The sequence below is a fragment of the Streptomyces sp. AM8-1-1 genome, assembly GCF_032229325.1.
Taxonomy (GTDB): domain Bacteria; phylum Actinomycetota; class Actinomycetes; order Streptomycetales; family Streptomycetaceae; genus Streptomyces; species Streptomyces achmelvichensis.
Genome location: NZ_CP135086.1, coordinates 8,112,155 through 8,135,076 on the forward strand (window position 1 = coordinate 8,112,155; position 22,922 = coordinate 8,135,076).

Below are 22,922 nucleotides of genomic sequence, written 5' to 3' on the forward strand. Positions count from 1 at the left end.
TGCAGTGGCAATGCGGTGCACGACGTTTGCCCGACGACCGACGAGATCCGGTCACATCCAAGATTTTTCACGGCGTGTGAGCGGGAGGCATGCAGACGGGGTGACCCACGGAACGGGACGCGGGCGGTGGCGGGCGTATGGGTGGTTGCAGTCCGGCCTGATGACCGGTGCCCGGCGCCGTCAGGACCGGAGAGGCCCGGGAGCGGGCGGCATGAGCTGTTCTCTGTGTGGCGGAGCGTGCGTGGATACCGATCCGGCCACTCGCCTCACCACGAACTGACCTGAGTTTGAACCGCACTTGGGGTCACCCGCGGCTTCGCCTCACCCGCGGTGGCGTCGCAGACCCCGCTTGCAGGCGACGGCTGGGCCCTCCGGACGAGCCCACATCGCCACCCTGCGCGGGGCTCCGGCTGGCGCGCCGGGACGGCAGCCGACGGTGCGGCAGGTGACCGGCTGGTTCACACGGCACCCCACAACCCTGACCGAGGAAGACCGGGCCGGCCTGAAGGAGGTCTTGGCCCGCTGCCCCGAACTGGACAAGGCCGCGGGACACACGTCCGCGACTTCGGCGAGATACTCACCGACCGCCTCGGTTGCACACTCCCCACCTGGATCGACGCAGTCGACGCCAGCCAGCTACCGGGCCTCACCGGCTTCGCACTGCACCTGCTCCGAGACCTCGACGCCGTGACAGCCGGGCTCACTCTCGACTGGAGCTCCGGCAGCATCGAGGGCGCCGTCAACCGCATCAAGAAGATCAAGCGGCAACTCTACGGCCGAGCCGGATTCGAACTACTCCGCAAGATGATCCTGCTCCAGTAACACTCCGCAACTCCTCAAGATCTTTTGCCTATGGAGCCGTATCGCGCAGGTCGGGGCGGTTCCTTGGCAGTCCGAAGCCTGCCATCTCCTTTTCCTCGTAGGACAGGAATCCCAGGCTCCGGTAGAACGCGTGGTTGCGCTTGCCCTCTGGTGACGACTCGTGGTCCGTGGACAGGAGGAAGAACCGGCAGTGGGAGTAGCGCCGCATCAGGTGCTCGACCAACGCCCGGCCAACCCCCTGTCTGTGGTTCGCCGGATTGACCACGACGTCCTGGACGTAACAGATGTGCTCGTCGTCGGAGACGGTCCGGGCCAGTCCGAGGAGCGATCCCGATCCATCTCGTGCCGTAATGACGAGGTGAGAGTTCACAAGACCGCGACCGAGCTTGTCTACGTCACTGGTGTAGCCCTCCCAGCCGACCGAGTCGTAGAGGTTGAGCATCTCCGCAGGATCGAAAACGCCCTCTTCTGCTATGAACATGTCGATCCCCTATGCGCTGGAGCCACTCTCACCGTCAACTCGACACCACACACTTCGGGCACGTCAAGATCGATTACTGCCGGACCCGGCCGCCTCTCGCTGGCTCCCCGGCTCGTGGACGGGTACCGGGGAGACGGACAGGACACGCGGCGGTCTCATGAGACCCTCGCAATCGAACGCCGGGAAGACGCTCCGTGACGGCTCCTCAAGATCTGTGCCAGAACCCTAATCTCAACGACATTCACGACTCCCGACCCGCGAATCGCCATCCGAAGTCGGCAATACAGGCCTCCGGCAGGGCACTTACACAGCCAAGGCAGGTTGCCGTGTTCTACGTACGCCACGTTCCGGCCGGGTCACAGTGAAGATGAGACCGCTCGGCGCGAGGCCTTGGAGCGGGCGCCCCGAGGCGACCGTGCGTCAGTCCTCTTGCGCGTGTGCAGAACCACCCAGCAGGAGAGTGCGACAGTGGTGACGGCCCACGCTGCGAACCACACGGAAAGCCACCAGCGTGGATCGGGACGCAGGAGTGTTTCCGTGGCCGCCAGGGAGACGGCGACGGACAGGCCGCAGCACAGGAACAACGCTGCCCAGACCACAGCGAGGCGCCTCTTGTACTCGACTGCCTGTCGTTGCACATCTGCCTGTCGTTGCACATCGCGGTTCCTCATGGTTCCCCCTGATGACGCGTCGCACAGCCGGACCGACACCCGCCGCGCCAGGCGTGGCTTTGGCGCCGCGGCTGCTTGGGAGCCGAGTGCTCGGCAGGCCGTGTTCCAAGCGCTAGGCGACTGTGACGGCCGTCACACTCTTCTTTGTGGGGCGATGTTGTCCTGCTTCGCCCCATGTCGGCGGGCTCCACCGCGTGCAGGTAGGGGCAGGCGCGCGGCAAGGTGACGAGGTGCCAGGCGAGGACGAAGGCTCGTGGTCTGTGTCGGGCGCGGTCCGCGCCGGTATCCCTGGCGGGGACCGCCCTGCGCCGGCCGACGCTGCGAAGGCCGCGCCGACGGCCCACGAAAGGCGATCCGCTCCTGACCGTCGGCGGCCTACCGCGCCGCGCGCCGTACGCCGACCAGGCGTCGCGTCCCGGACGTTTGCCCACGGAGACCGATGGAAAGGTCCAGTCCGACGTACGGTCGACCGACCGGCTGAGCCTCTCCCGGCGGGGGCCGGTTCTCCTCGATGCCGTGACCGAACGGGAGCCCGCCGATGCGCCTCTACGCCCAGACCCCAGCTCGTCGGAACCGCCAGGTGCTCGGAGACCTGATCGCCCTGGTCCTGATGGCTGCCGCGGTGAAGTTCGCCCTCGTCGTCCGCGAAGCGATCATGCTGTTGGTCGAGCCGGGGCGGAAGGTCGAGAGTTCGGGCGACAACCTCGCCACCGAACTCGACAACGCCGGCGACGCGGCCTCTGACGTGCCACTCGTCGGCGACCTGCTGAAGAAGCCGCTCCAGTCGGCAGCCGATGCCAGTACCGGGTTCGCCGACGCCGGACAGTCGGCCCAGGACACGGTCGGCCAGATCGCCACTCTGACGACAACGGCTCTGATCGTCATTCCCGTCGTCTTCGTCCTGTTGCTGTGGCTCCCGCCGCGCCTGCGCTGGATGCGGCGCAGCGGCGATCTTCGACGACTCCTCGACGCACCGGGAGGCGCCGATCTGCTCGCACTGCGCGCCCTCACCGGCCCGCCTGGCGATCTTGCCCGGCTGCAAGCCCCTCCCGGCGGTCTGGCTGACGCCTGGCGCCGCGGGGACCAGCACGTCATCGCCGACCTGTCGGAGGTCGCACTCCGGCAGGCCGGCTTGCGACCCTGATGGGGAAAGCCAGGGCGGGTTTCCCCTTCCCGGTTCGGCACGGTTCTCGCGCCCCCGGCCGTGGTCGCCGGCCATCCCGGGCGACGTACGGCACCGTGAGCCGGCGGATGCCTGGCCGGCGACTACCGGACAGGTATAGCCCGATTACCTCCAGTGATGCTAGAAAGGAGGCGTGATCAGGCGTTTTGACCGATTCCGTGGTGTGTCGGTTCAACCACGGATCGACAAACGCCCCAGGAGCGTCGCCGGGCAGGTGTTCCTCCTGCAGGTCGTGGTCGTGGTCCTGCTCGTTCTCGTGGCGGTCGTGGCGCTGCTTCTTCAGTCCCGGTACGACGGCAACCGGGAGGCCAGGACGCGATCGATCGCCGTGGCGGAAACGTTCGCGCAGACGCCGGGTCTGCTGGCTGCTCTGCAGTCGCCCGATCCGGCCCGGGTACTCCAGCCGATCACCGAGGAGACCCGGAAAGCCGCGGGCGTCGACTTCATCGTCGTCATGGACACCAAGGGGATCCGCTACACCCATCCCCAGCCGGAGCGGATCGGGCGGCGTTTCGTGGGCACGATCGAGCCCTCGCTGGCGGGAAAGGTCACCGTCGAGAGCGTCGACGGTCCCCTCGGCCAGGAGGTGCAGGCCGTCGTCCCCGTCAGGGCGCCCGACGGCTCCGTCGTGGGCCTGGTCTCCGCGGGTCTGACCGTCGCGAGCGTCACCGGCGCGGTGTACGAGCAGCTGCCGGTCATCCTCGGCGCGGGCGCCGCGGCCCTCGCGCTGGCGATGGGCGGCACGGCACTGGCGGCGAGACGGCTGAAACGGCAGACCCATCTGCTCGGCCCGGCCGAGCTGGCCCGGATGTACGAGCACCACGATGCGGTGCTGCACGCCGTGCGTGAAGGTGTCGTGATCATCGGCGCCGACGGACGGCTCGTACTGGCCAACGACGAGGCCAGACGGCTGCTGGAGCTGCATCCCGACTGTGAGGGACAGCGCGTCGCCGATCTGCCCGGTCTCGATGCCGCGACGGCCGATCTGCTGGCCTCCGGACGTGCGGCCACGGACGAAGTCCAAGCGGCCGCGGACAGGCTGCTGGTCGTCAACCAGCGCCCGACGCACGGCTCGGCCGGCCCGACGGGTGCCGTGGCCACGATTCGTGACTCCACCGAGCTCCAGGCGCTGACGGGCCGCGCGGAGGTCGCCCGCACACGGCTCAAGCTGCTGTACGACGCCGGCGTCGGCATCGGCAGCACACTCGACGTCCGGCGTACCGCCCAGGAGCTGGCCGACGTCGCGGTCCCCCGTTTCGCCGACTTCGTCACCGTCGATATCGCCGACCCCGTACTGCACGGCGAGGAGCCGAACGGCAGTGGCACCATGCGCCGCACCGGCGTGAGCGGCATCCGTGACGATCATCCCCTCTATCCCCGGGACCGACTGATCATGTTCGTGCCCTCGACGCCGCAGGCCCGGGGGCTGGGCAGTGGGCGGGCGGAGGTGGTGACCGATCTGTCCCAGGCGCCGGGCTGGCAGGCCCAGGACCCGGAGCGGGCGCAGGAGATCGTCGAGTACGGCATCCATTCGCTCATCACGGTGCCACTCCAGGCCCGGGGCGTGGTCCTCGGCGTGGCCAACTTCTGGCGCTCGCAGAAGCCGGGCGCCTTCGAGGAGGAGGACCTCTCCCTGGCCGAGGAACTGGTCGCCCGCGCCGCGGTGTCCGTGGACAATGCGCGCCGCTACACGCGCGAGCACGCACTGGCCGTGACGCTCCAGCGCAGTCTGCTTCCCCGCACCCTGCCGGAGCAGAGCGCCATGCAGGTCGCGCACCGCTATCTGCCGGCGCAGTCAGGGGTGGGCGGCGACTGGTTCGACGTCATCCCGCTGCCCGGGAGCCGGGTCGCACTGGTGGTCGGCGATGTCGTCGGCCATGGTCTGCACGCCGCAGCGACGATGGGACGACTGCGCACCGCGGTGCACAACTTCTCCACGCTCGACCTGCCGCCCGAGGAGATCCTCGGCCATCTCGACGATCTCGTCGGAGGCATCGACCAGGACGAGTCGGACTGCGATGGTGGCCAGGAGATGACAGGTGCGACCTGTCTCTACGCGATCTACGACCCGGTCTCACGGCGCTGCACCATGGCCCGTGCCGGACACCTGCCACCCGCCCTGGTACGCCCGGACGGCACCGTCGAGTTCGCTGACCTTCCGGCCGGGCCGCCGCTGGGACTCGGCGGTATGCCCTTCGAGGCCGCGGAGTTGGAGCTGGCCGAGGGGACCCAGCTCGTTCTCTACACGGACGGGCTGATCGAGGAGCGCGGCCGTGACATCGACGTCGGTATCGAGGAACTGCGTCGCGCCCTGGCGCATCCCGGGCGGCCACCGGAGGAGAGCTGCCAGGCGGTGCTGAGTGCGCTGCTGCCCGCCCGCCCCAAGGACGATGTGGCGCTCCTGATTGCCCGTGCGCGCGTGTTCGGGCCCGACCAGGTCGCCGAGTGGGATGTGCCGCGCGACCCGAGCGCGGTGGCGGAGACGCGGGCGGCGGCCACAGCGCAGCTGGACGAGTGGGGGCTGTCCGAGCTGGCGTTCAGCACCGAGCTCATCCTCAGCGAGCTGGTCACCAACGCCATCCGTTACGGCTCCGGGGCGATCCGGGTCAGGCTGGTGAACGATCACGGTCTGACCTGCGAGGTGGCCGACGGAAGCAGCACGTCGCCGCATCTGAGGTACGCCGCGACGATGGACGAGGGAGGCCGCGGGCTGTTCCTCGTGGCCAAAATGGCCGAACGCTGGGGCACCCGTTACACAGCCGAGGGAAAGATCATCTGGGCTCAGCAGGCCATGCCGGGGCCGAACGGGGACGGCGAGGCACTGCTCGACCTGTTCGACACCGAGGACTTGTGACGGGGAGACCCGCACAGCGAGGTTCTCGGGGACTGGCCGGGCAGGCGTGGGGGAGGAGTGCGCAGGCCAGGTGGTTCTCTCCGGCAGCCTTCGGTCCCGGATGTGGATCAAGCGGCGATGGGCAACGAGGAGCGGGGTCGACGCCGCAGATGACCGGCACGGACAGCTGCTGTGTCCGTATGTCCCTGCGTCCGTATGTTTCTGCGCCGGTATCCGCGCCGCGTCGCTGCACCGCATCGCGCGTTCAGGCAGGCGGTGCTCCGCGGGTACGGCAGCCGACGCGCCATGCTGTTCGCCCCGGACGGCGGCCGCTGTCCGGCGGCCGCCGTCCCTCGAAGATGATCGCCGTCTCTCCGGCGTTGCGGTGGTGGGCAGGGCTTCCGGCGAGGTGAGCGACGGTGGACAGCCCGGTGATGATGTGGGCGGATCCGTCCGTATTGGTGCTGCCTCGCCGGCCTTCCGCGGTGCTGCCTAGCGCGCGGTGCCGAAGTCCTGCGTCCAGTAGTCGTCGGGCTGCGCATGGCCGACACCGATCTCCTTGAATGCGCAGTTGAGGATGTTGCGCTTGTGGCCGGGGCTGGACATCCAGCCCGCCATGACGCTCTCGGGGGTGTTGTAGCCATAGGCGACGTTCTCGCCGTAGGTGCTCCACTGGTAGCCGGCACGCGTGATCCGCTGACCCGGATCCGAACCGTCGGAGCCCGTGTGGGACATGTTCCGGTGGGCCGCCATGTCCTTGCTGTGATCCTGCGCGGCCTTGGCCAGCTTCGCGTTCGACTTCACCGGCGAGCATCCCGCCTTGCTGCGCTCACTATTGACGAGGGCCACGACGCGGGCGACGTCGCCGGACACAGGCGCTGCGGGCTTGGGTGCCGCGGGCTTCGGCGCTGCGGGCTTGGGTGCGGAAGGCTTAGGTGCGGAAGGCTTGGGTGCCGTCGGCTTCGGCGCTGCGGGCTTGGGTGCCGCGGGCTTCGGCGCGGCCGGCTTCGGGGTGCCGGGCGTCGTCGAGGGCGTCTGCGCGTCGGGGCGGGTCGGCTTCCGGTCCCACGTGTCCCTGTCCCACCGCTGGTCGGGCTCGTCCCCCTGCCACCGCTGCTCGGCGTGTGCATTCTTCCAACGGTCGTGGGACCGGCTGTCCTGGGTCCCGTCAGGATCCATACAAGCCATGGCGACAGAGGGCACACCCACGGCCGCCATGGCGACGGCCGCGATGGTGATCTTCCGGTAGTGCTTCGTCCTGCGGTGCTTGCTCATGTGTGACCTCACTCGGCATCGCGGAGCGCCACCGAAAGCGGTTGGCCCGGTCCGTTATGTGGGTGACCTGTGGTGGCGCCTTTGCGGGCAGCCATTGTTAGGACCGCTGAACGCGGAGGGCAACGAGCAGCGACTACGGCACACGATCGTAGGTTCGGATCGCCCTTGCCAAGAGCGTGCGGGCGTGTATGCGGAACGCCCCACGCCCTTTGACGCCCCATCAAAAGAGCCTGTGCGCCCGACAGGCAGTTGCATATGCGACGAGGTCCGAAAGCCGCCCGACGCGGGAAGAGGCGCGATCGCACCGAGATGGACAAATATCCTTATGTCACCAGGCGGGACCGCTGCCAGCGGCCCCCTTTGTGCCGGAATGGCTGTGGCGGATGTCACGGAACCATTTCCTCCGTTTCATCTCTGGCTGCGAGTCCGAGACCAACCCTCGTCACTCCCGGCTCGCGGGGTCGGCAACGGTCCGATGCGGCAAGGGGGATGATGGGCAAGTGGTGCGAATCCGGGCAGATAGCGTCGGACCGTAGATGCCATGTGAAATACAGGCATTCCAGGGCATCCGCACGGGAGGTTCGCAACCATCCCAAGTGTGGTCACCGGGACTTCGCCGACGGCGACGTAGCCGGTGTACTGCTGTGGGCGAAGCGGCAGGTGTCCGAGGAGAGGACCGGTTGGAGTTTCGGAGGGCAGCTGCTCCTCCTGGCTCCTTCTCGATGGAGGGCGGGAGGGAGGGGGCCGCTGCGGCCGGTTGGCGAGGTGAACGCGCCGGTGCGACCGACGGGGTACACGCCGCCTTCATCGGCGCCCCCGTCGCCGCCCTGGAACAAGCCGTCGCCGAGTAGAAGTTGGGGTGTGTGGAGGGCGAGAGGGGCGTGCAAGCCGGCACAGGAGTCGCGCATGAATTCGAGCGTGCGCCCCCGTGTGACAAGGGCTTTCCAAGATCGTTCGGCTGCTAGCTTCCCGACTCGTGATTCATTCAGATGCTTCAGCCAACGGGCACCCAGAGCCTCTTCTCGAGCCAGGCACATTACGGGAAGACAGTCATCGGCCCGTGGTCATGTACCCCGCGGACCCCGATGGGCAAGCAGCCCTCACCGCGCTGCGGGAGTCGGGCGCCGTACGAGAGGTTCACGACCGCATCGACGACCAGTTGGAGGAGCTGCTGCGCTGTAGGCGTCCAGGAGAACCCCTGGATGCAGCGAGGCTGACTGCCGGCGTCGACGAGATGTGCGCCGGCGTTCCACGCCGGAACTACGGCGCTTGGGTCTGGTACCCGTGGTCAGGGCGGTTGGCTCACGTCCTGCCCGCGGAGGAATTCCGTCTGGTCCGCACCGACCGCAACCGCGACAAGATCACCCGCCAGGAGCAGCGGACACTGCTCCGCTCTCGCATCGGCGTGATCGGTTTGTCGGTGGGGAACTCCGCGGCGCTCACCTGTGCCATGGAAGGAGTCGGCGGATCGTTCCGTCTGGCGGATTTCGACCGGTTGGGCCTGTCCAACCTCAATCGGCTCCGCGCCGGAATCCATGACCTCGGCGTGGACAAGGCTGTGCTGTGCGCCCGTCAGATGTACGAGATCGACCCCTACCTCGACATCGAGATCTTCCCGGCGGGAGTGACGGAGGAGACCATCGAGGACTTCTTCGGCGGCACTCCGGACCTAGGCCTCGACCTGCTCATCGAGGAATGCGATACCCCGTGGGTGAAGGTCGCCGCGCGCGAGTACGCCCGCGATCGGCGTATCCCGGTGCTGATGGACACCAACGATCGTGGGCTGCTCGATGTGGAACGCTTCGACCAGGATCCGGACCGCCCCCTCTTCCACGGGCGGATCGGCACAACCACTGCGCGTGATGTCCGCGGCCTCGACGCCGCCGGTGCCCTCGACCTGATGCTGCGGATCGTGGACGAGAGCCGCCTCAGCCCGGCCATGACCGACGCGCTGGGCCGGATCGGTCGCACCTTGTCGAGCTGGCCGCAACTGGCGAGCGGCGTCACGCTCGGCGGGGCCCTGGTCACCGACACGGCCCGGCGTATTCTGCTGGGCGCTCCTGTGCCCTCGGGACGCCACTACGTCGATCTCGAAGCACTCATCGCCGCCGGGCAGGCCGCAGTTGCTGTCGGAGCCGCTTCATGAAACGGGTACCCGAGCTGCACGGTGAGCATCTGTGGTTGCGTGAACTGCGGGCCACCGACCTCGAGCCTTTCGAGCGCATCCACACCCACCGCGTCCTCACGCGCTACCTCGGAACGGACCGCATGGACGCGCGCCAGGCGCAGGACGCGTTCGCCCAGTGTCTCGCCCAGCCCGTCGCTCACCCCCGCCGCAGGCACACCCTCGCCGTGTGTGCGCCGGGCACGGACACCATGGTGGGCCTGATGGGCCTCCTCGTCGAGGACTACGGAAGCAACGGCATGCTGACGGGGCTCGTCCTGCTGCCCGACGCGCCCGTGCGCGGCCATGGTCACGAAGCCGGACGCCTCCTGATGGCCTATGGTTTCGGTCCGCTCGGGCTGCATCGCATCTGGGCCGGCCACCGGGCTGACCACTCGCGCATGCGCGATGTCATGCTCGCCGCTGGACTTCGCCCCGAAGCGACCCTGAGGGAACTGTTTCGCACCCAGGGCTACTGGCACGACGTCACCACGTACGCCGCACTCGCCCCAGAATGGCAACGTGCCGCAACGCCGGCGGAACAGGCCATTCTCACGAGCGGCCGAAACCTGCCGCCCGAAGGGCAGCACCCGTCTCTCACCTCACAACTGGCTTGATGCGCAGTGATGATGGGCCGCACGGAGCAGGCCCCCCGCCCAAGCGCAACGTGATCCCTCACTGCAGCGCGGCCGCAACCCACTGGGCGGCGCAGCGTTCAGCGCACTGCTGGAGCACGAGGTCGAAGACCTCTGCCGAGGGGACGCGCCAGGTGTGGCCTCACGGTGACGGCACGGAGGCCTTGGCACAGATTGTCCAGCTCCTCGGGCGGCATCAGCTCCGGGAGCAATTCCCGGCGTCGGTCTGAGCCGACGGCCCACCCCCGAGCCGAGTCCCGCCGGCCGGGGGTGGGCCGCGCGACCACACAGTCGCCGGACGCGCGTGGGCGGTCCGCGGTCGGCAGAGGGCGGGAGCATGTCGGTGACGGATCGCCGAGGCGCTGGGGTGATGTCGAAAGGCGGGCCAGGTGCCAGTGGGCTCGCCACGAGTCGAAGGTGGAGCCGACCATCCCCAGCACGTCGGTGCCGGGGCGTGCGGGTGAACGGCAGAGTGTCGCACCCTCCGTCGGACCCAAGCGGGGATCAGACGGCTACGGTGTGCCCGTGCCCCTGAGCTGCGCTTTTGTGAACCTCAAGCCCGGAGTCGGCAAGACGACCAGCGCTGTATGGCTGGCGCACGCCCTTCACGAGTCGGGCTATTCGCCGCTTCTGGTCGACGGCGACCCAGCCTCCTCCGCGCTGCGCTGGAGTGAACTGGCGGACGGCTTTCCGTTTCCCGTCATCGCGCTACCGGTGGGAGACGTGCACCGTCGCGTGAACGACTTCCTGGGCAACAGGCAGGCGGTGGTGCTCGATGCGCCGCAATTGGAGGACCACCCTCGTATCGCCCGCAGCATCATGAGGTATGCGAGCGAGTGGATCATTCCGGTGACTCCCGCGCCCATCGAACTGGACCGGATGGCACCTATCCGGTCCGAGATGGAAGAGGTGCAGTCGCTGCGCGCCGAGCCGGCCCGGGCCGTGGTCGTGCTGAATCGCACCAATCGTCCCGATGCCACACGTACCGGCCCCGACTCCGACGCTCGTGAGGCGCTCACCGAATGGGGCTTCGTGGTGTTGAACACCCAGATCGCGCGGCTCGACCTGTACGCCCAGTCATTTGGAAGCCCGGTCCGAGCGAAAGGCTCGGCGTACATGGACCTCGCCGAAGAACTCATCAAACGTCAGGAAGCTTCATGACGGAGCGCAAGGACAGATACCGCGCGGCACTGGAGCGCGGAAGGGACAGCGCTGCGCGGCCCGCGAAGGTCACCACGCTGCACACCAGATACGTCAGCGTGACGATCGAAGTCGACCCGGACCTGCAGAAGGGCCTGACGCGGTGGGCCGGTTCGCCGTTGTCCATGCTGGTGCTCGCCGGCACGACCGTCCTGCGCACCGTCTCTGATGTTGCCCCGAGCGTGCCCTTCTTCCCCGGCGGCGCCCGGCGTTCTTAGCGATGGCACCCGGTTCGCCGTCAGGCGCCGATGTTCCATGGTTGCGGAGAGACGTGGGCGTATCGGCGACGCGGCGTGGGGGCGGGGGCACCTCCTCCCCGAAGTGCCCTGACCTCGACTTGGCCCGCTTCATCAAGGACGGCAGCCTGATCCAGGCGGACATGGGGGAGCAGCCGGTCATGCCCACGCTCGGAGGCCGGCTCGACTCCGCGCCCGCCTCGGCCGTAGCGCTCCCATCGGTTCCACCTGGGTCGGCAGCCGTCCACGCGCGGTTTCGGGTCCGGCGGGAGGCCGGCCGGGGCGACCCGGTTTCTCACGCCTCAACAGGATGTCGACGGTGAGCCGAGTACCGTGCGTGAGCCGCCGCGATCCGCTCTGTGGTTCGCCGTCGACCAGCGTGAACTCCGTCTCGTACCGGCCTTCGGGTGGGGAGTCCAGCAACCAGCGGGTCGTCAGTTCACCCGACGCATGACCTCGGTCGGCCGGCACAGTCCGGACAGGTCAGCGCATCGTCGTTGACCACCTGGGCCAACAAGGGACGGTGATCGACCACAACGTCATACAGGCCTAGTGGAGGCGGGCCAGCAGGTGGGCGTCGAGGAAGCCCCGCTCGGTGGCCGGGTCGTGGAGCAGCCGGGCGAACGTGACGAGCCCGGCCCCGGCCAGCAACTCGGCGAATCGGTCCACCGGCCAGCTGTAGGCGGGTGTCACCTTGTGGTCGAAGCGGACCGGCTCCGGTCCGTCGGTGGCGAAGAACGAGACCAGGAGCAGCCCTCCCGGTGCCAGGGCTCGAACCTGCTCGTCGAGCAGCGCGGGCAGTTCCTCAGGCGGAGTGTGGATCATGGAGTAGTGGGCCAGTACGCCGCCGAGCGTGCCGTCTTCGACCGGCAGGGCCTCCATCGGCGCCTCGTCGAACCGTAGCGACGGGTGAGCCCGCCGGGCATGCTCGATCATGGCCGGGGAGAGGTCGAGGCCGAAGGCGTCCAGACCCAGGTCGCGCAGCATCGCCGTCAGATGTCCCGGCCCGCACCCGACGTCGGCGGTCCGCAGGTTGCCCGTACCGCGCACCAGCTCGGCGAAGGTGCCGATCATGGCCCGGGTGAACGGCCGCGTTTCCAGCCGATCAGCGAACAGCGACGCATAGAGTTCGACGACCCCGTCGTAAGCCGCCCTGGTCCCATCCTGGTGTTCCACCACGGGGATGAAGCTAACACCCGCGCCGTTCGCAGACCTTGGCAGCCTCCGCACCGACCGACATCCCCGCCAGGGGCATCGCCCAAGACCCGCGACGCGGCAGTACAGGGCGTGATGGGTGATCAGTGACTCCAGTGACTCACCCCTGGCCCTGAGCTGTTCATGGACCTACTCGAAGGACCTACCTCCTCCTGACCGCCTCGGTCATGAACGCGGCTACCAGGCACGCGATTCCGGCAGACATCGAGCCGAAGAAGATCCCGTCGAAGGTCACGCTGTTCGCTCCCTCAACGGTGCCGTCCTCATGCGTGCACGACTTCTCGAACGGGAAGCGGGAGGTGTGCACGTCGGCGCAGTGATTCTGGAGGTCCTCATTGAGCACGCTCGCATGGAGCCAGGAAAGCGCCCACAGGAGGAAGAAGATTCCGGCGAAGGCGCAAACGGCTCCCCACAGCCGGTTCAGCCGGGATTCACATGCGCTGACGCTCGTCACTCGAGGGAGCGTACCTTTCCGACCCTGACACTACGGACGTCATCGCGCTACCTGTCACGGTGACTTGGCCCGAGCCGGCCGGCGGGCCCTGCGAGACCCAGGAGACGTGCATTCCCCCTGAGGAGGTCGGGTTCCCGGTGTGCCCATGTCGTTCAGCAACCGTCACGACGCCAGATCAGGGCACAACTGCCGCTCGGAGCGTGGGATCGCGCCGTCGCGCCGGCTGTGCGTGACCGTCGCGGCCGGCTGTGCGTGACCATCACGGACCGGCGGCGGCCAGGTCGATCATGCGGTGCATGATCGGGCCTGGGATGGCGGGATTCAGAGCCGCAGACATCCCGAACGGCGGTGCTCCGGGTGTGCGCAGCAGCCGGATCAGCGCAGGAACGGGCAAGACGGGGTGCATGGCCGCGCAGTGACGGATCCCGTCGTTCGCGTCGTCCAGCAGCTGTGCCACGGACCGGGGAGAGAGCCGCAGATCCTGCACCGCCCTGCGCCGCACCTCGTCATCGGGGTCGAGCGCGAACCGCTCGACCAGTTCGGCCGTGGATCGCGGATCGTCGAGGGCGAGTTGGCGCCGCCGTGGGTTCGGGTCCTTCGCGAACCGGAGCAGCCCGGCGCGCGGGAAGTTGGGGTGACCACGGGGCCTGTCGGGTTTCGAAAAGCTGCCGGTCCACCAGTGCCAGACCTCCAGCAGCATCCAGCCCGGCGCGTCGTCGCATGACTCGGCGAGGAAGAGCCGTACGACCCGGTCCTCGTCCCGCGCGAGCCGTTCCACCACGTCCGGCGGCAGCCGCTGTGCGCGAGCGACGCTGCTGCGCAGCGCCGGATGGACGGACGACGCCAGCCGGCGCATCTCCTCGGGGTCCTCGTGGCGGGCCAGGACCCACGGTACGTCGTATCGCAGGTGAGTGGGGTCGAGGTCCGAGGGGATCACGGCCGCGCGCTGCTTTTCGTTCAGACCAGGGTGGACCGAGGCTCGCAGGCGCACACGGTATTCAGGGTCCGCCGCGAGGGACAGCACGAGGTCGGCGTCCATGTGCGGATTGCCTGCGACGGCAAGCCGCACCCCCAGGTCCTCGTGCCGGGTCAGCTCCTCGGCGAGCGCGCGGTCGAGTCGGCAGCTCTCGGCGGCGGCCTTCTGGTCCAGCGTTTCGAACACCGGCCGGGGCAAGGGCAGGTCTCGGTGGTGTCGGAGCAGCGCGGCGTTGCGGACAGAGGTATGGGCGTCGACCAGCAACGTGTCACGTTCGGCCTCCGACAAGGTGGCCCAGGCGGGCCCGCATGCCGCCGCCCGCACCACGCCTTCCGGATCGGCGGCGAGTGCGGTCAGCAGCGCCGCCGGCAGCCCGGGCAGGTCGACGGCCGCGGCGCGGACATCCGGCGCGGGATCGGCGGCCAGCCGCGCGTACCCCTGCGCGGTGAGTCCGGCAGCGCGACGCCCGGCCCGCCGCACGAGCACGGCGCGGTGTGGCGCCGAGGGCTCGGCGAGGATCAGCGCCGTCCACTGCGCGGCACTCATGCCCGGCTGCCACTCGGCGAGGTATGCGCGCACCTGCCGGTCCGGATGCTCGATGGCCGCCAGAACGACCGCCTCCGACTGCCCGCGCGCCAGGGATGCATCCACGCCGTGGTCGAACAGCCGGATCACTACGTCGTCCGGCGCGCCGCGGTTGAGGCTCAGCCCTTCGAGCCAGCCTCCGCGCACCCGCCACGGCAGCTGCGGCCCGTCCTCGAACAGCGTGTCCCACCCCTGGTCCTCTGTCACACCGTCATCATGCCGCCTGACGTGCCTGCTCCCGTGCCGCACCAAGACCGATCAGGGACCAGCCCGCGGCGTGCCCGCCGGCGATGTCGCTCAGGGTCCCGCCGAGCGCGGCGAGTGCGACGTCGCGCTTGCGCAGGCCCTTCCGGGTGAAGAAGTACGTGATGTGCCACGTGGGCAGCGCTGTGAGGTCCTTCTCGTACGTCCTCGATCTTGCGGGTCGTCAGCACACCCGGTCTCGCGATCGTGCGACACCGGCCCATGCCAGGCCCGACGTCATGCTCCCCGGGGCCAATTGCCCGGAAGAAGGACGGACGGCTGGATCGCCTTCCGGTCCGGACAGCGACAGGGGTGCCGGCGAGTCGCCTACGGGCCGGGGGTCCGGCCGGCGCATTCGGGGTAGCGCTCATCGACGGAGCAGCGGGTGTAGTCGTCCGGGCGTGCCAGGAACTCGACCGCCTGCCCGGCGGTGTTCACGATGGTGATGTGAGGGCCGCCGTGGCGGTCGTCCATGTGTGCAATGACGCCGTATGGCTCGCCCCAGTCGGCACGGTCGGCGCGTTGCGGCTGCGGGGCGGCGGTGCCGCAACCCGAGACCAGGAGGGTGGTCGCGGCGAGCGCGACGTACGACTTCTTCACGGTTGCTCCGGAGGCGGGTTGCTGCGCTCGGTCGGGCGGTGAACACCGGTCGGTGCCCGATGAGTTCAACGGTTCCGGGCGCTTCGAGGCACGGTTCAGCCGGAGGGCCACGTCAGTTGGAGTTCCGCCCGACTGCGTGGTGGCCCACGGCGCGCTGCCTCAGGGGGACCTAGGGGACGTGCCGTGCGTCGAGACGCTCGACTCGTGACGAGCCGAGGTGGGCGGCCGAGGTGACGGACAGCGGCGGGACAGGAGGAATCCAGTCAGCGCGGCGGCGAGGCCGGCCAGCCCGGCCGCCGCGAAGCCGCCCGCCGGTGCGGAGACGTCGATCGCCACGCCGACGATCGGGGATCCGAGCGCGAAACCCGCACTCTGCGCGGAGGATTGCAGACCTGTCGCCTCACCCCGCACGCCGGCCGGCGCCAGTCGGCTCACCGCGTCGGCCACAGCGGAAAGCGTCGGTGCCGCGAGAAATCCGGTGCCGACAACGGCCACGCACAACCAGCGCCAGTCGTGGGCAAGCCCTGCGGGAATCGTCACGAGCCCGAGCAGACCGAGCAGTAGCCATGTGGGCAGCGACCGGGACAGCGCGCCGTAGATCAGCCCGCCGACGACAGAGGTCAGGCCGAGTACAGCAACGACCGCGGCGGCCCAGGACACCTGGCGTGCTTCATCGAGCGTGGCGACGATGGCGAGGTCGACGCCGCTGAGCAGCGTCGTCGTACCGAACGCCATCGTCAGTACGGCGACCATGCCGACGCCCAGCCACTCCCGTCGCCGAGGACGTTCGGCCGCGCCGGAACCCGCCTCGTCCCCGGATCGCAGCGGCGGGTTGAGCACGGCGATACCGGTTCCGCCGGCCACGATCGCGACGCCGAGCCCCCATACCACCACGCCGGGGGACACCTTGGCGGCGCACAGGATCACGATCGCCGGGCCCACCATGTACGACAGTTCGCCCTGTACCGATTCCAGCGCGAACGCGGCACGGCGCTGTTCCGCCATGGTCATCGCGGCGATCGCCTGCCTGGTCACGGGCGGCGCCGGCACCATCAGCAGCCCCGCCGTGAATGCGGCACCCAGGAGAGCCTCGTACGGCAGGATTGGCACGCCCAGCCAGAACACGGCCTGCGCAACGACAGTTGTCAGCACCACCGTACGCAGGCCACGCCGATCGATCATGCGGCCGAGCAGCGGCCCGCCCAGCGCCAGCCCGGTGGTCAGAGCCGCCGCGACACCGCCGGCTGCCACGTAGCTCATGTTCAGGCCCAGGACGACATGCATCGTCAGTGCCATCACGGCAGCCGTGATCGCCGTGCGGGCGACAAAGGAAACGCCCAACAGCGATGCCAGCCCAGGCACAGCGAGTAGCTGTCGGTATCCGGTCACTCGCCTGACGCTAGATTCTCCCTCAGGTCATAGGTAGTGGTTCATTTGCTGGCGCTGACATAATGAATTGTTATGGCCAGGGATCTTGAAATCTCCTTGCTGCGGTCCTTCGTCGCCATCGTGCGGGCAGGCAGCATCAGCCGTGCCGCGACCACGCTCGGACATACTCAGCCCGCGCTCAGCCAGCAGGTGCGCAAGCTCGAGAGGGCCATCGGCCGTCCACTGCTTCACCGATCACCGTCCGGTGTGTCGCTGACCCGGGCGGGCGAGGAGCTCCTGCCGTACGCCGAACGCATCCTCTCGCTCTCCGCGCAGGCACTTGCCGAAACCGGGCGCACGCTCACCGGCCGCTGTGGTGTCGGGTTGCTCGAAGACCTGGCCGCGTCCCAGCTTCCGCAGGCCCTCGCCGATCTTGCCCGGCTGCACCCCGGCGCGACCCTGGAGGTGCTCAGCATGTCCAACGCCGCGATGCGGGAGGCCTATGACACAGGCCGCGTCCAACTCGTGCTCAACGAGGTGCCGGCCGTTCCCGGACCGCCGCGCTGGACGGTACGCCGCCCTTTGGTCTGGGCGATCGGTCAGGGCGTGGACGTGACTGCCGATCCGCTGCCTGTGGTGCTGTTCTCCAACACGTGCTCGTGGCGTACGTCCGTGCTGGAAACCCTGGAACGTGGCGATCGGCCCTGGCGAGTGACGTTCGAAAGCAACAGCCTGGTCGGTGTGCTCGCCGCGGTGCGGGCAGGGCTCGGCGTCGCGGCGCTCATGCCCACGAACCTCGAGCCGGCCATGGCATGCCACGACACGGACGCCCTGCCCACCCTGCCGGACGTCGAGCTCGGCCTCGCACGGCACCCACGATCCGAAGGCGATCCGTTGATCGATGCCGTCGAGACCGCGCTGCGACGCATGATCTGAGCTTCGCGGCCGGCGGACGCGAGCGCTGCATGGCCTCCGGTACCGCGACCACCTGGAAATGAGCAGGCGCAGACTCCCGTCGGCCTTGCCGTTCCTGCCGCTTCTCGGATCCGCCCGTTCGCTCCGCCGTTCCAGGCGAGCGTTCCGGGGAGGGACCATCTGCCCAGCTCACAGCACGTTCCAGCGTTCCACCTTCCCTATTGTCCCGGGCGGCTGGCCTGTGATCACCCGGTCCCCGCAAGCTGTGGACAGCGCCACCGCCTCGGTGGGGCAACCTGCGAAGTCGCGTCTGTGCCAGAGATGTTGGCGCGGGCGTCGTACTGATCGCCTGCATCTCGGTCCGGGTCCCGGTGAGCAGCGTCACCGATGTCACGACCCGCACGTGACGAAGGCACCGTCGCCGGTGAGGCCGAGCATCGGGCGCCTTATGTGACGTCACGCAGGGATGAAGCAAGGGGGATTGGTTTTGAATGTATTGAGACATGCCCGACAGATATCTCTGATCGCCGTGCTGGCGATCACGGCAGGTCTCCTGTCGCTGGTGTCACCTGCCACCGCCCGTGCCGACGACCGTCCACTGACGACCACGCCGATCGTCACCTGGAACATGGACGGGCAGGGGGACGGCAGCAAGTGGGCTTCGCTCAGGCAGTTCATGAACGGCGGCGCCCAGATCGCGCTTCTTCAGGAAGCGGGATCGACACCACCTGGCAGCGCCATTTCACAAGCGGCTTATGTGACGGCAGACGGTGACCGGATCACCCAGGGAACATGGAACCCCGGAACCAGCAGTCGGCCCGAGGGGCCGTACGACGTCTACTATCTGCAGACCGATCAGAACCCGACGAATGCGGGCCGGGTCAACTCGCTGATCGTGACGAACGGGACGCCTGACGAGCTGCGGGTTGTTCCGGGCCAGGGCGGGCGGGCTGCGCTCGGTGTCCGGTTCGGCGACCATTGGTACTTCACGTGGCACGCAAGTTCGCGCGGCGGCAGTTCCAATGATTCGTCGGCGATGATCACTCAGATCCGTGACTCCGTGCGCACCTGGGGAGGGGTGGACGCCGGCGGAAACAGTCAGCACAGCTTTACCGTGGGGGCCGACTTCAACCGCATTCCAGCGAACCTGACGAATGAGGCGGCCTTCCCGAACGGCGCCCACCTGTACCATCCCGGGCTCCCCACTCGATGGCCGAGTCGGCGGGAGTACGACTACTTCGTCTCGTCGTCGGTGGTGCAGAACCCCGCCGTCACACGCATACCCATTCCCCGGACTCAGTCGGACCACGATGCGACGTGGATGGGCGCGATCCGTGGGTCGGCGGATATTGCGAAACTGCCGGGGTTCGAACTGGCGGTGGCCGGCGACTCCATCAGCGAAGGGTTCCGGAGCCTTGACGGAAACGGGTTTCGGGACGATCTCCACCGCGGTCTGCTGGACATGATCAGTGCGGCCTGGTGGCCGATCTCCTTCCCCAAGCGGTCACTGGACATGGTGGGGTCGCGGCGCAACGGAAACATGCCCGACCCTGAGCACGAGGCCGTGAGCGGTAACCGGATCGAGCAGGTCGCCGAGCGGCTGGCAACGTCGCTGCCTCGGCTCCGGCCGAACGTCGTGACGCTCATGGCAGGGACCAACAACGTGGCGCGCGACAACGAGCCGGGTGAGGTGGCCGCTCCCAGGCTGAGTGCTCTGGTCGACCAGATCCTGGGCGACGTACCGGGCGTGACGGTCGTGGTGGCGACGGCGGTCCGCGTGAAGTCGGACGCCGGCGACCAGGCTCGGATAGACGACTACAACAACCGGGTCCGTTCCCTGGTGGAGTCGAAGCGAAGCTCCGGCAAGAAGGTCGTCCTGGCCGACATGGACGGCTTCCTGGAGGCGAGCGACATGTACGACGACCTGCATCCCAACGATGCCGGCTACGCCAAGATCGGCAAAGCGTTCGTCGGCGGCATCGCCACAGCACTGCTTCAGGACCTGATCACCGCCCCGGCCGGCAGCGCTCCGGCGTCCTGCACCGGCGGCCAGGACCGGTGGGAGGTGCGGCAGAAGTTCGCGGCCGGTGTCGGTCGGCCCGAGCGCAACGTCTGGTTCGCCGACATGGACGGTGACGGCCGCGACGACTACCTGTCGATCGGTGAAGGCGGTTCGGTCGATGTCTGGTACAACCGGGGCGGCGACAAGGACGGTAAGCCGGGATGGCAGCCCGGCGGACGGATCGCCAAGGGCGTCGGCCTGGACCCGTACAAGCAGAGACTCGAGTTCGGCGACGTGGCCGGTGACGGCAGGGATGACTATCTGGTAGTCGACAAAGCCACCGGGGCGGTGGACGCCTACATCAACGAGGGCGGCGACCGGCCGGACGGCACCCCGGGATGGTCGGTGCGCAAGGGCTTCGCCAAGGGCACGGCCGAGGCTGCTCGCGGCGTTGTGATCTTCGGCAATGTGGCCGGTAGCGACAAGGACGACTACGTGGTGGTCAACTTCAGCCCCCTCAAGGGTGTCATGTTCGCCTGGGAGAACACCGGCGGTGACCGGGGTGACGCGGCGGGCTGGGTGCCGCGAGGGAAGATCGCCCAGGGCGTGACCCGCGACTTCGGCAACCAGTTCCGGCTGCAGAACCACGACTGCGACGGCAAGGACGACTACTGGGCGCTGCAGGACAACGGCGCGGTCGACGTCTGGATCAACAAGGGCGGCGACAAGCCGGACGGCACACCCGGCTGGGCGCCGCGCGGACGGACCGCCTCGGGCGTCACCAGCTCCAAGAACGTCCGATTCGGCGACGTGGACGGTGACGGTCGCGACGACTACTTGGCCGTCGGGAGCGACGGCTCGGTCGACGCGTACCTCAACCGAGGTGGCGACCCCGCCTAGGAACCGGATCACATGGGCTGCCCGGCCGCATCGGCGGGGCAGCCCTGCCGGCTGCCGGGGACCGGGTGGCGGCCGCGGCCGCCGCAGCTCCCGCCCTGACCGTGGTTGCCACGGTCGCCCAAGGCGTGGAGCAGCGGAGGGCTGCGTCGCAGATCGAGCGGATCGCGGTCGCGGTGGCCGTGCTTCAGCTGGCGACGGAAGACCGGACGGGCTACCGGCGAAGGTGCCGTGCCGGCCGCCGTCGGCGTGCCAAGACCGCGTCTGGGCAGTCGAGTTGCCCACCCCTTCTGATGTTCGGCATCTGGCGTGGTGTTGCCGGACCACGGCATCATCCGGATCATGTGGTTCTTCCTGGTGCCTCTCCTCACGCTCATCGCGCTCGCATCATGGGTCGACTGGAGAGCCCGAGGGCGCAGGAGCCGTATGCGCAGCGGAACGGCGATGGGACGCGACGTGCGGGATGCCCGCCGCGATGCGGACGCCTGGCAAACCGGGTCCTTGGGACACAGCGGCGAGGACATCTCGTGGATGAAGAAGCGGGCACCATGACCGGGCCGCGCAGGGTGCTTGGCGGTCAGGGCAGCTATCGGTCGAGGCTCGCCTCAGTAGCTACGGGAACTCGATGTGGCGACCGGCTCCTGGGCTAACCTGCGGGTGTGAGCACCGGACATGAAGGACCAGAGTCCGAGAGGTGGTTGGCGGACACCCGGGCGTCCTACGATGCCGACGCCACCAGCTACGCGGACGAGGTGCGCAACCTCCTTGCCGAACTGCCTGCCGAGCGGGAGGCCATGGCGCTGTTCGCCGAGTGGGTGCTGGCGCGCGGCGGCGGGCCCGTCGCGGACGTGGGCTGCGGGCCCGGGAGAATCACCGCCCACCTGAGGAATCTGGGCGTGGACGCCTTCGGTATCGATCTGTCGCCCCGGATGATCGAGGTGGCGCGGCGTGAGCATCCCGGTCTGCGATTCGAGGTGGGGTCGATGACTCAACTCGACCTAGCGGACGGCACGTTGGCCGCCCTGGTCGCCTGGTACTCGATCATCCACGTCCCCGACGACGCGATCGGCGCGGTCCTGGCCGGCTTCCGTCGGGTGCTGCGGCCCGGCGGTCTGCTGCTGCTCGGTTTCCATGTCGGCGACGCGTCACCGCCGAAGCCGCGCGAGGACGGCGAGAGCTGGCCGGAGTCCTACGTCCGTCGTCGCCGGCCGAGTCAAGTGGCCGCCTGGCTCGACGAGGCCGGCTTCATTGTCGAGACCCACCCCACGCTCACGTCGGCCGCGCGCACGCTCGGCGGAGTGCTGCTGGCGCGCCGCTAGGCGATCCTGGGCCCCTGGGCTTGACGTGGCGTGTGCCACGCGGGCTCAGACCGTGGGCGCAAACGGTGGGAGGGGTCGAACTGCGCTATCCCGGGCGGCAGGACGGGCCTTAGGGCGTCGAACACCCGGCGCGCGGCGTCGTCCGTGTAGTCCGCCACCGTTCTGGTCGCCTGTAGTACGACACCGCCGGCGGTGAGCGGGACGATCCGGTGAAACGCCCCGGTCGCTGCCAGGGCCTCGGGGCCGCCCAGCCTCTGCGAGAGTTCCTCGGGGAACACCGTGGTCCAGGAGTAGCCCCGGAGGATCGTTCTGGTCTCGCGGACGGAGTCGCGCACCCTGCGGCCCAGCACACAGTCGAGATGGGTGTCGTCGGTGGCCGGACCGTCGTCCCCAAGCCAGGCGAAGGCCGGGTTCACGGCGTCCAGCGCGGCGACGAGGAACGCCACAGCGCTGTCGCAGTACGCGGGGTCGCCCGGACTGCCCAGCGCATCACCGAGGGTCAGTTGTCCCCCCATATTCGGGCGGCGCACGTTGATGCTGGAACTTCTGACATGGGCGGCGGGCGTGTCCAGAGACTCACTCCACAGCGTCACGAATGCGCTCTCGGGCTCGCGCAACAGCTCCTGACGCATTGCATGCCACCCTGTCGAGACAAGGCCGAAGTCCATCCGCGCCGCGCGCTCATCGGAGTGGGTCTCCGCTGCCGAGTAGGCACCTCCCCGAGGCTCCTGCTCCACGAGGTCTTTCAGGGGACCCGTCAGAGCCGCGTCGTACCAGGAGACGAGTCCGTTCCCGGCCCCGCCGCCGGTCGCGGCGTCGAACGTCACGATGGCCCGCAAACCCATGCC

The 22,922-nt window shown here is 68.7% G+C and carries 18 protein-coding genes; 10 read left to right on the forward strand and 8 right to left on the reverse strand.

From position 1 onward, the window contains the following. Positions 1 to 330: 330 nt before the first annotated feature. Positions 331 to 822: a transposase gene (locus RPQ07_RS36110; RefSeq protein ID WP_313948488.1), complete on the forward strand. Its 492-nt coding sequence runs from the start codon at positions 331 to 333 to the stop codon at positions 820 to 822. 28 nt (positions 823 to 850) lie between these two features. Here RPQ07_RS36110 and RPQ07_RS36115 read toward each other — a convergent pair whose 3' ends face one another. Beyond that, positions 851 to 1,303 carry a GNAT family N-acetyltransferase gene (locus tag RPQ07_RS36115; RefSeq protein WP_313948489.1) on the reverse strand — a complete coding sequence of 151 codons (453 nt, stop codon included), beginning with the start codon at positions 1,301 to 1,303 and terminating at the stop codon, positions 851 to 853. 1,209 nt (positions 1,304 to 2,512) lie between these two features. On the opposite strand from RPQ07_RS36115, the gene RPQ07_RS36120 reads away from it, so the two are divergent. After that, positions 2,513 to 3,118 carry a hypothetical protein gene (locus tag RPQ07_RS36120; RefSeq protein ID WP_313948490.1) on the forward strand — a complete coding sequence of 202 codons (606 nt, stop codon included), beginning with the start codon at positions 2,513 to 2,515 and terminating at the stop codon, positions 3,116 to 3,118. Positions 3,119 to 3,320: 202 nt separating this feature from the next. Next, positions 3,321 to 6,011 (forward strand): SpoIIE family protein phosphatase, encoded by a 2,691-nt coding sequence (locus tag RPQ07_RS36125; protein ID WP_313948491.1) that lies wholly within the window; start codon positions 3,321 to 3,323, stop codon positions 6,009 to 6,011. A gap of 471 nt (positions 6,012 to 6,482) precedes the next feature. Here RPQ07_RS36125 and RPQ07_RS36130 read toward each other — a convergent pair whose 3' ends face one another. Continuing rightward, positions 6,483 to 7,265 (reverse strand): CAP domain-containing protein, encoded by a 783-nt coding sequence (locus RPQ07_RS36130; protein WP_313948492.1) that lies wholly within the window; start codon positions 7,263 to 7,265, stop codon positions 6,483 to 6,485. A 1,159-nt stretch (positions 7,266 to 8,424) separates the two neighbouring features. On the opposite strand from RPQ07_RS36130, the gene RPQ07_RS36135 reads away from it, so the two are divergent. The 4 genes from RPQ07_RS36135 (at position 8,425) to RPQ07_RS36150 (ending at position 11,482) form a co-directional block, all read left to right on the forward strand. After that, positions 8,425 to 9,411, forward strand: coding sequence for a ThiF family adenylyltransferase (locus tag RPQ07_RS36135; RefSeq protein ID WP_313948493.1), 987 nt, complete (start codon positions 8,425 to 8,427; stop codon positions 9,409 to 9,411). Beyond that, positions 9,408 to 10,046 carry a GNAT family protein gene (locus RPQ07_RS36140; protein WP_313948494.1) on the forward strand — a complete coding sequence of 213 codons (639 nt, stop codon included), beginning with the start codon at positions 9,408 to 9,410 and terminating at the stop codon, positions 10,044 to 10,046. The genes RPQ07_RS36135 and RPQ07_RS36140 overlap by 4 nt, the downstream gene beginning before the upstream one ends. Before the next feature lie 543 nt (positions 10,047 to 10,589). Then, positions 10,590 to 11,225: a ParA family protein gene (locus RPQ07_RS36145; RefSeq protein WP_313948495.1), complete on the forward strand. Its 636-nt coding sequence runs from the start codon at positions 10,590 to 10,592 to the stop codon at positions 11,223 to 11,225. Next, a complete protein-coding gene (locus RPQ07_RS36150; RefSeq protein ID WP_313948496.1) occupies positions 11,222 to 11,482 on the forward strand; it encodes a hypothetical protein in 261 nt (86 codons plus the stop codon). The genes RPQ07_RS36145 and RPQ07_RS36150 overlap by 4 nt, the downstream gene beginning before the upstream one ends. A 567-nt stretch (positions 11,483 to 12,049) precedes the next feature. On the opposite strand, the gene RPQ07_RS36155 is transcribed toward RPQ07_RS36150, so the two are convergent. From RPQ07_RS36155 to RPQ07_RS36175, 5 genes are all read right to left on the reverse strand, one after another. After that, a complete protein-coding gene (locus RPQ07_RS36155) occupies positions 12,050 to 12,679 on the reverse strand; it encodes a class I SAM-dependent methyltransferase (RefSeq protein WP_313948497.1) in 630 nt (209 codons plus the stop codon). A gap of 178 nt (positions 12,680 to 12,857) precedes the next feature. Beyond that, positions 12,858 to 13,169, reverse strand: a complete 312-nt coding sequence (locus RPQ07_RS36160) for a hypothetical protein (RefSeq protein WP_313948498.1) — start codon at positions 13,167 to 13,169, stop codon at positions 12,858 to 12,860. Between the two features lie 259 nt (positions 13,170 to 13,428). Continuing rightward, the gene (locus RPQ07_RS36165; RefSeq protein WP_313948499.1) at positions 13,429 to 14,937 is read right to left on the reverse strand and encodes a PE-PGRS family protein; all 1,509 of its coding nucleotides are present in this window, start codon (positions 14,935 to 14,937) and stop codon (positions 13,429 to 13,431) included. 363 nt (positions 14,938 to 15,300) lie between these two features. Beyond that, complete coding sequence (locus RPQ07_RS36170) at positions 15,301 to 15,573, reverse strand: hypothetical protein (protein WP_313948500.1); 273 nt, start codon at positions 15,571 to 15,573, stop codon at positions 15,301 to 15,303. A 159-nt stretch (positions 15,574 to 15,732) separates the two neighbouring features. Then, positions 15,733 to 16,962, reverse strand: coding sequence for an MFS transporter (locus RPQ07_RS36175; protein ID WP_313948501.1), 1,230 nt, complete (start codon positions 16,960 to 16,962; stop codon positions 15,733 to 15,735). Between the two features lie 72 nt (positions 16,963 to 17,034). On the opposite strand from RPQ07_RS36175, the gene RPQ07_RS36180 reads away from it, so the two are divergent. The 3 genes from RPQ07_RS36180 (at position 17,035) to RPQ07_RS36190 (ending at position 22,074) form a co-directional block, all read left to right on the forward strand. Continuing rightward, positions 17,035 to 17,877, forward strand: a complete 843-nt coding sequence (locus RPQ07_RS36180; RefSeq protein ID WP_313948502.1) for a LysR family transcriptional regulator — start codon at positions 17,035 to 17,037, stop codon at positions 17,875 to 17,877. 466 nt (positions 17,878 to 18,343) lie between these two features. Then, positions 18,344 to 20,758 carry a GDSL-type esterase/lipase family protein gene (locus RPQ07_RS36185; protein WP_313948503.1) on the forward strand — a complete coding sequence of 805 codons (2,415 nt, stop codon included), beginning with the start codon at positions 18,344 to 18,346 and terminating at the stop codon, positions 20,756 to 20,758. Positions 20,759 to 21,414: 656 nt separating this feature from the next. After that, the gene (locus RPQ07_RS36190) at positions 21,415 to 22,074 is read left to right on the forward strand and encodes a class I SAM-dependent methyltransferase (protein ID WP_313948504.1); all 660 of its coding nucleotides are present in this window, start codon (positions 21,415 to 21,417) and stop codon (positions 22,072 to 22,074) included. Here the strand turns inward: RPQ07_RS36190 and RPQ07_RS36195 are convergent. Further along, positions 22,071 to 22,919 carry a hypothetical protein gene (locus RPQ07_RS36195; protein WP_313948505.1) on the reverse strand — a complete coding sequence of 283 codons (849 nt, stop codon included), beginning with the start codon at positions 22,917 to 22,919 and terminating at the stop codon, positions 22,071 to 22,073. The two genes, RPQ07_RS36190 and RPQ07_RS36195, sit on opposite strands and share 4 nt — an antisense overlap. Between the last annotated feature and the right edge of the window lie 3 nt (positions 22,920 to 22,922).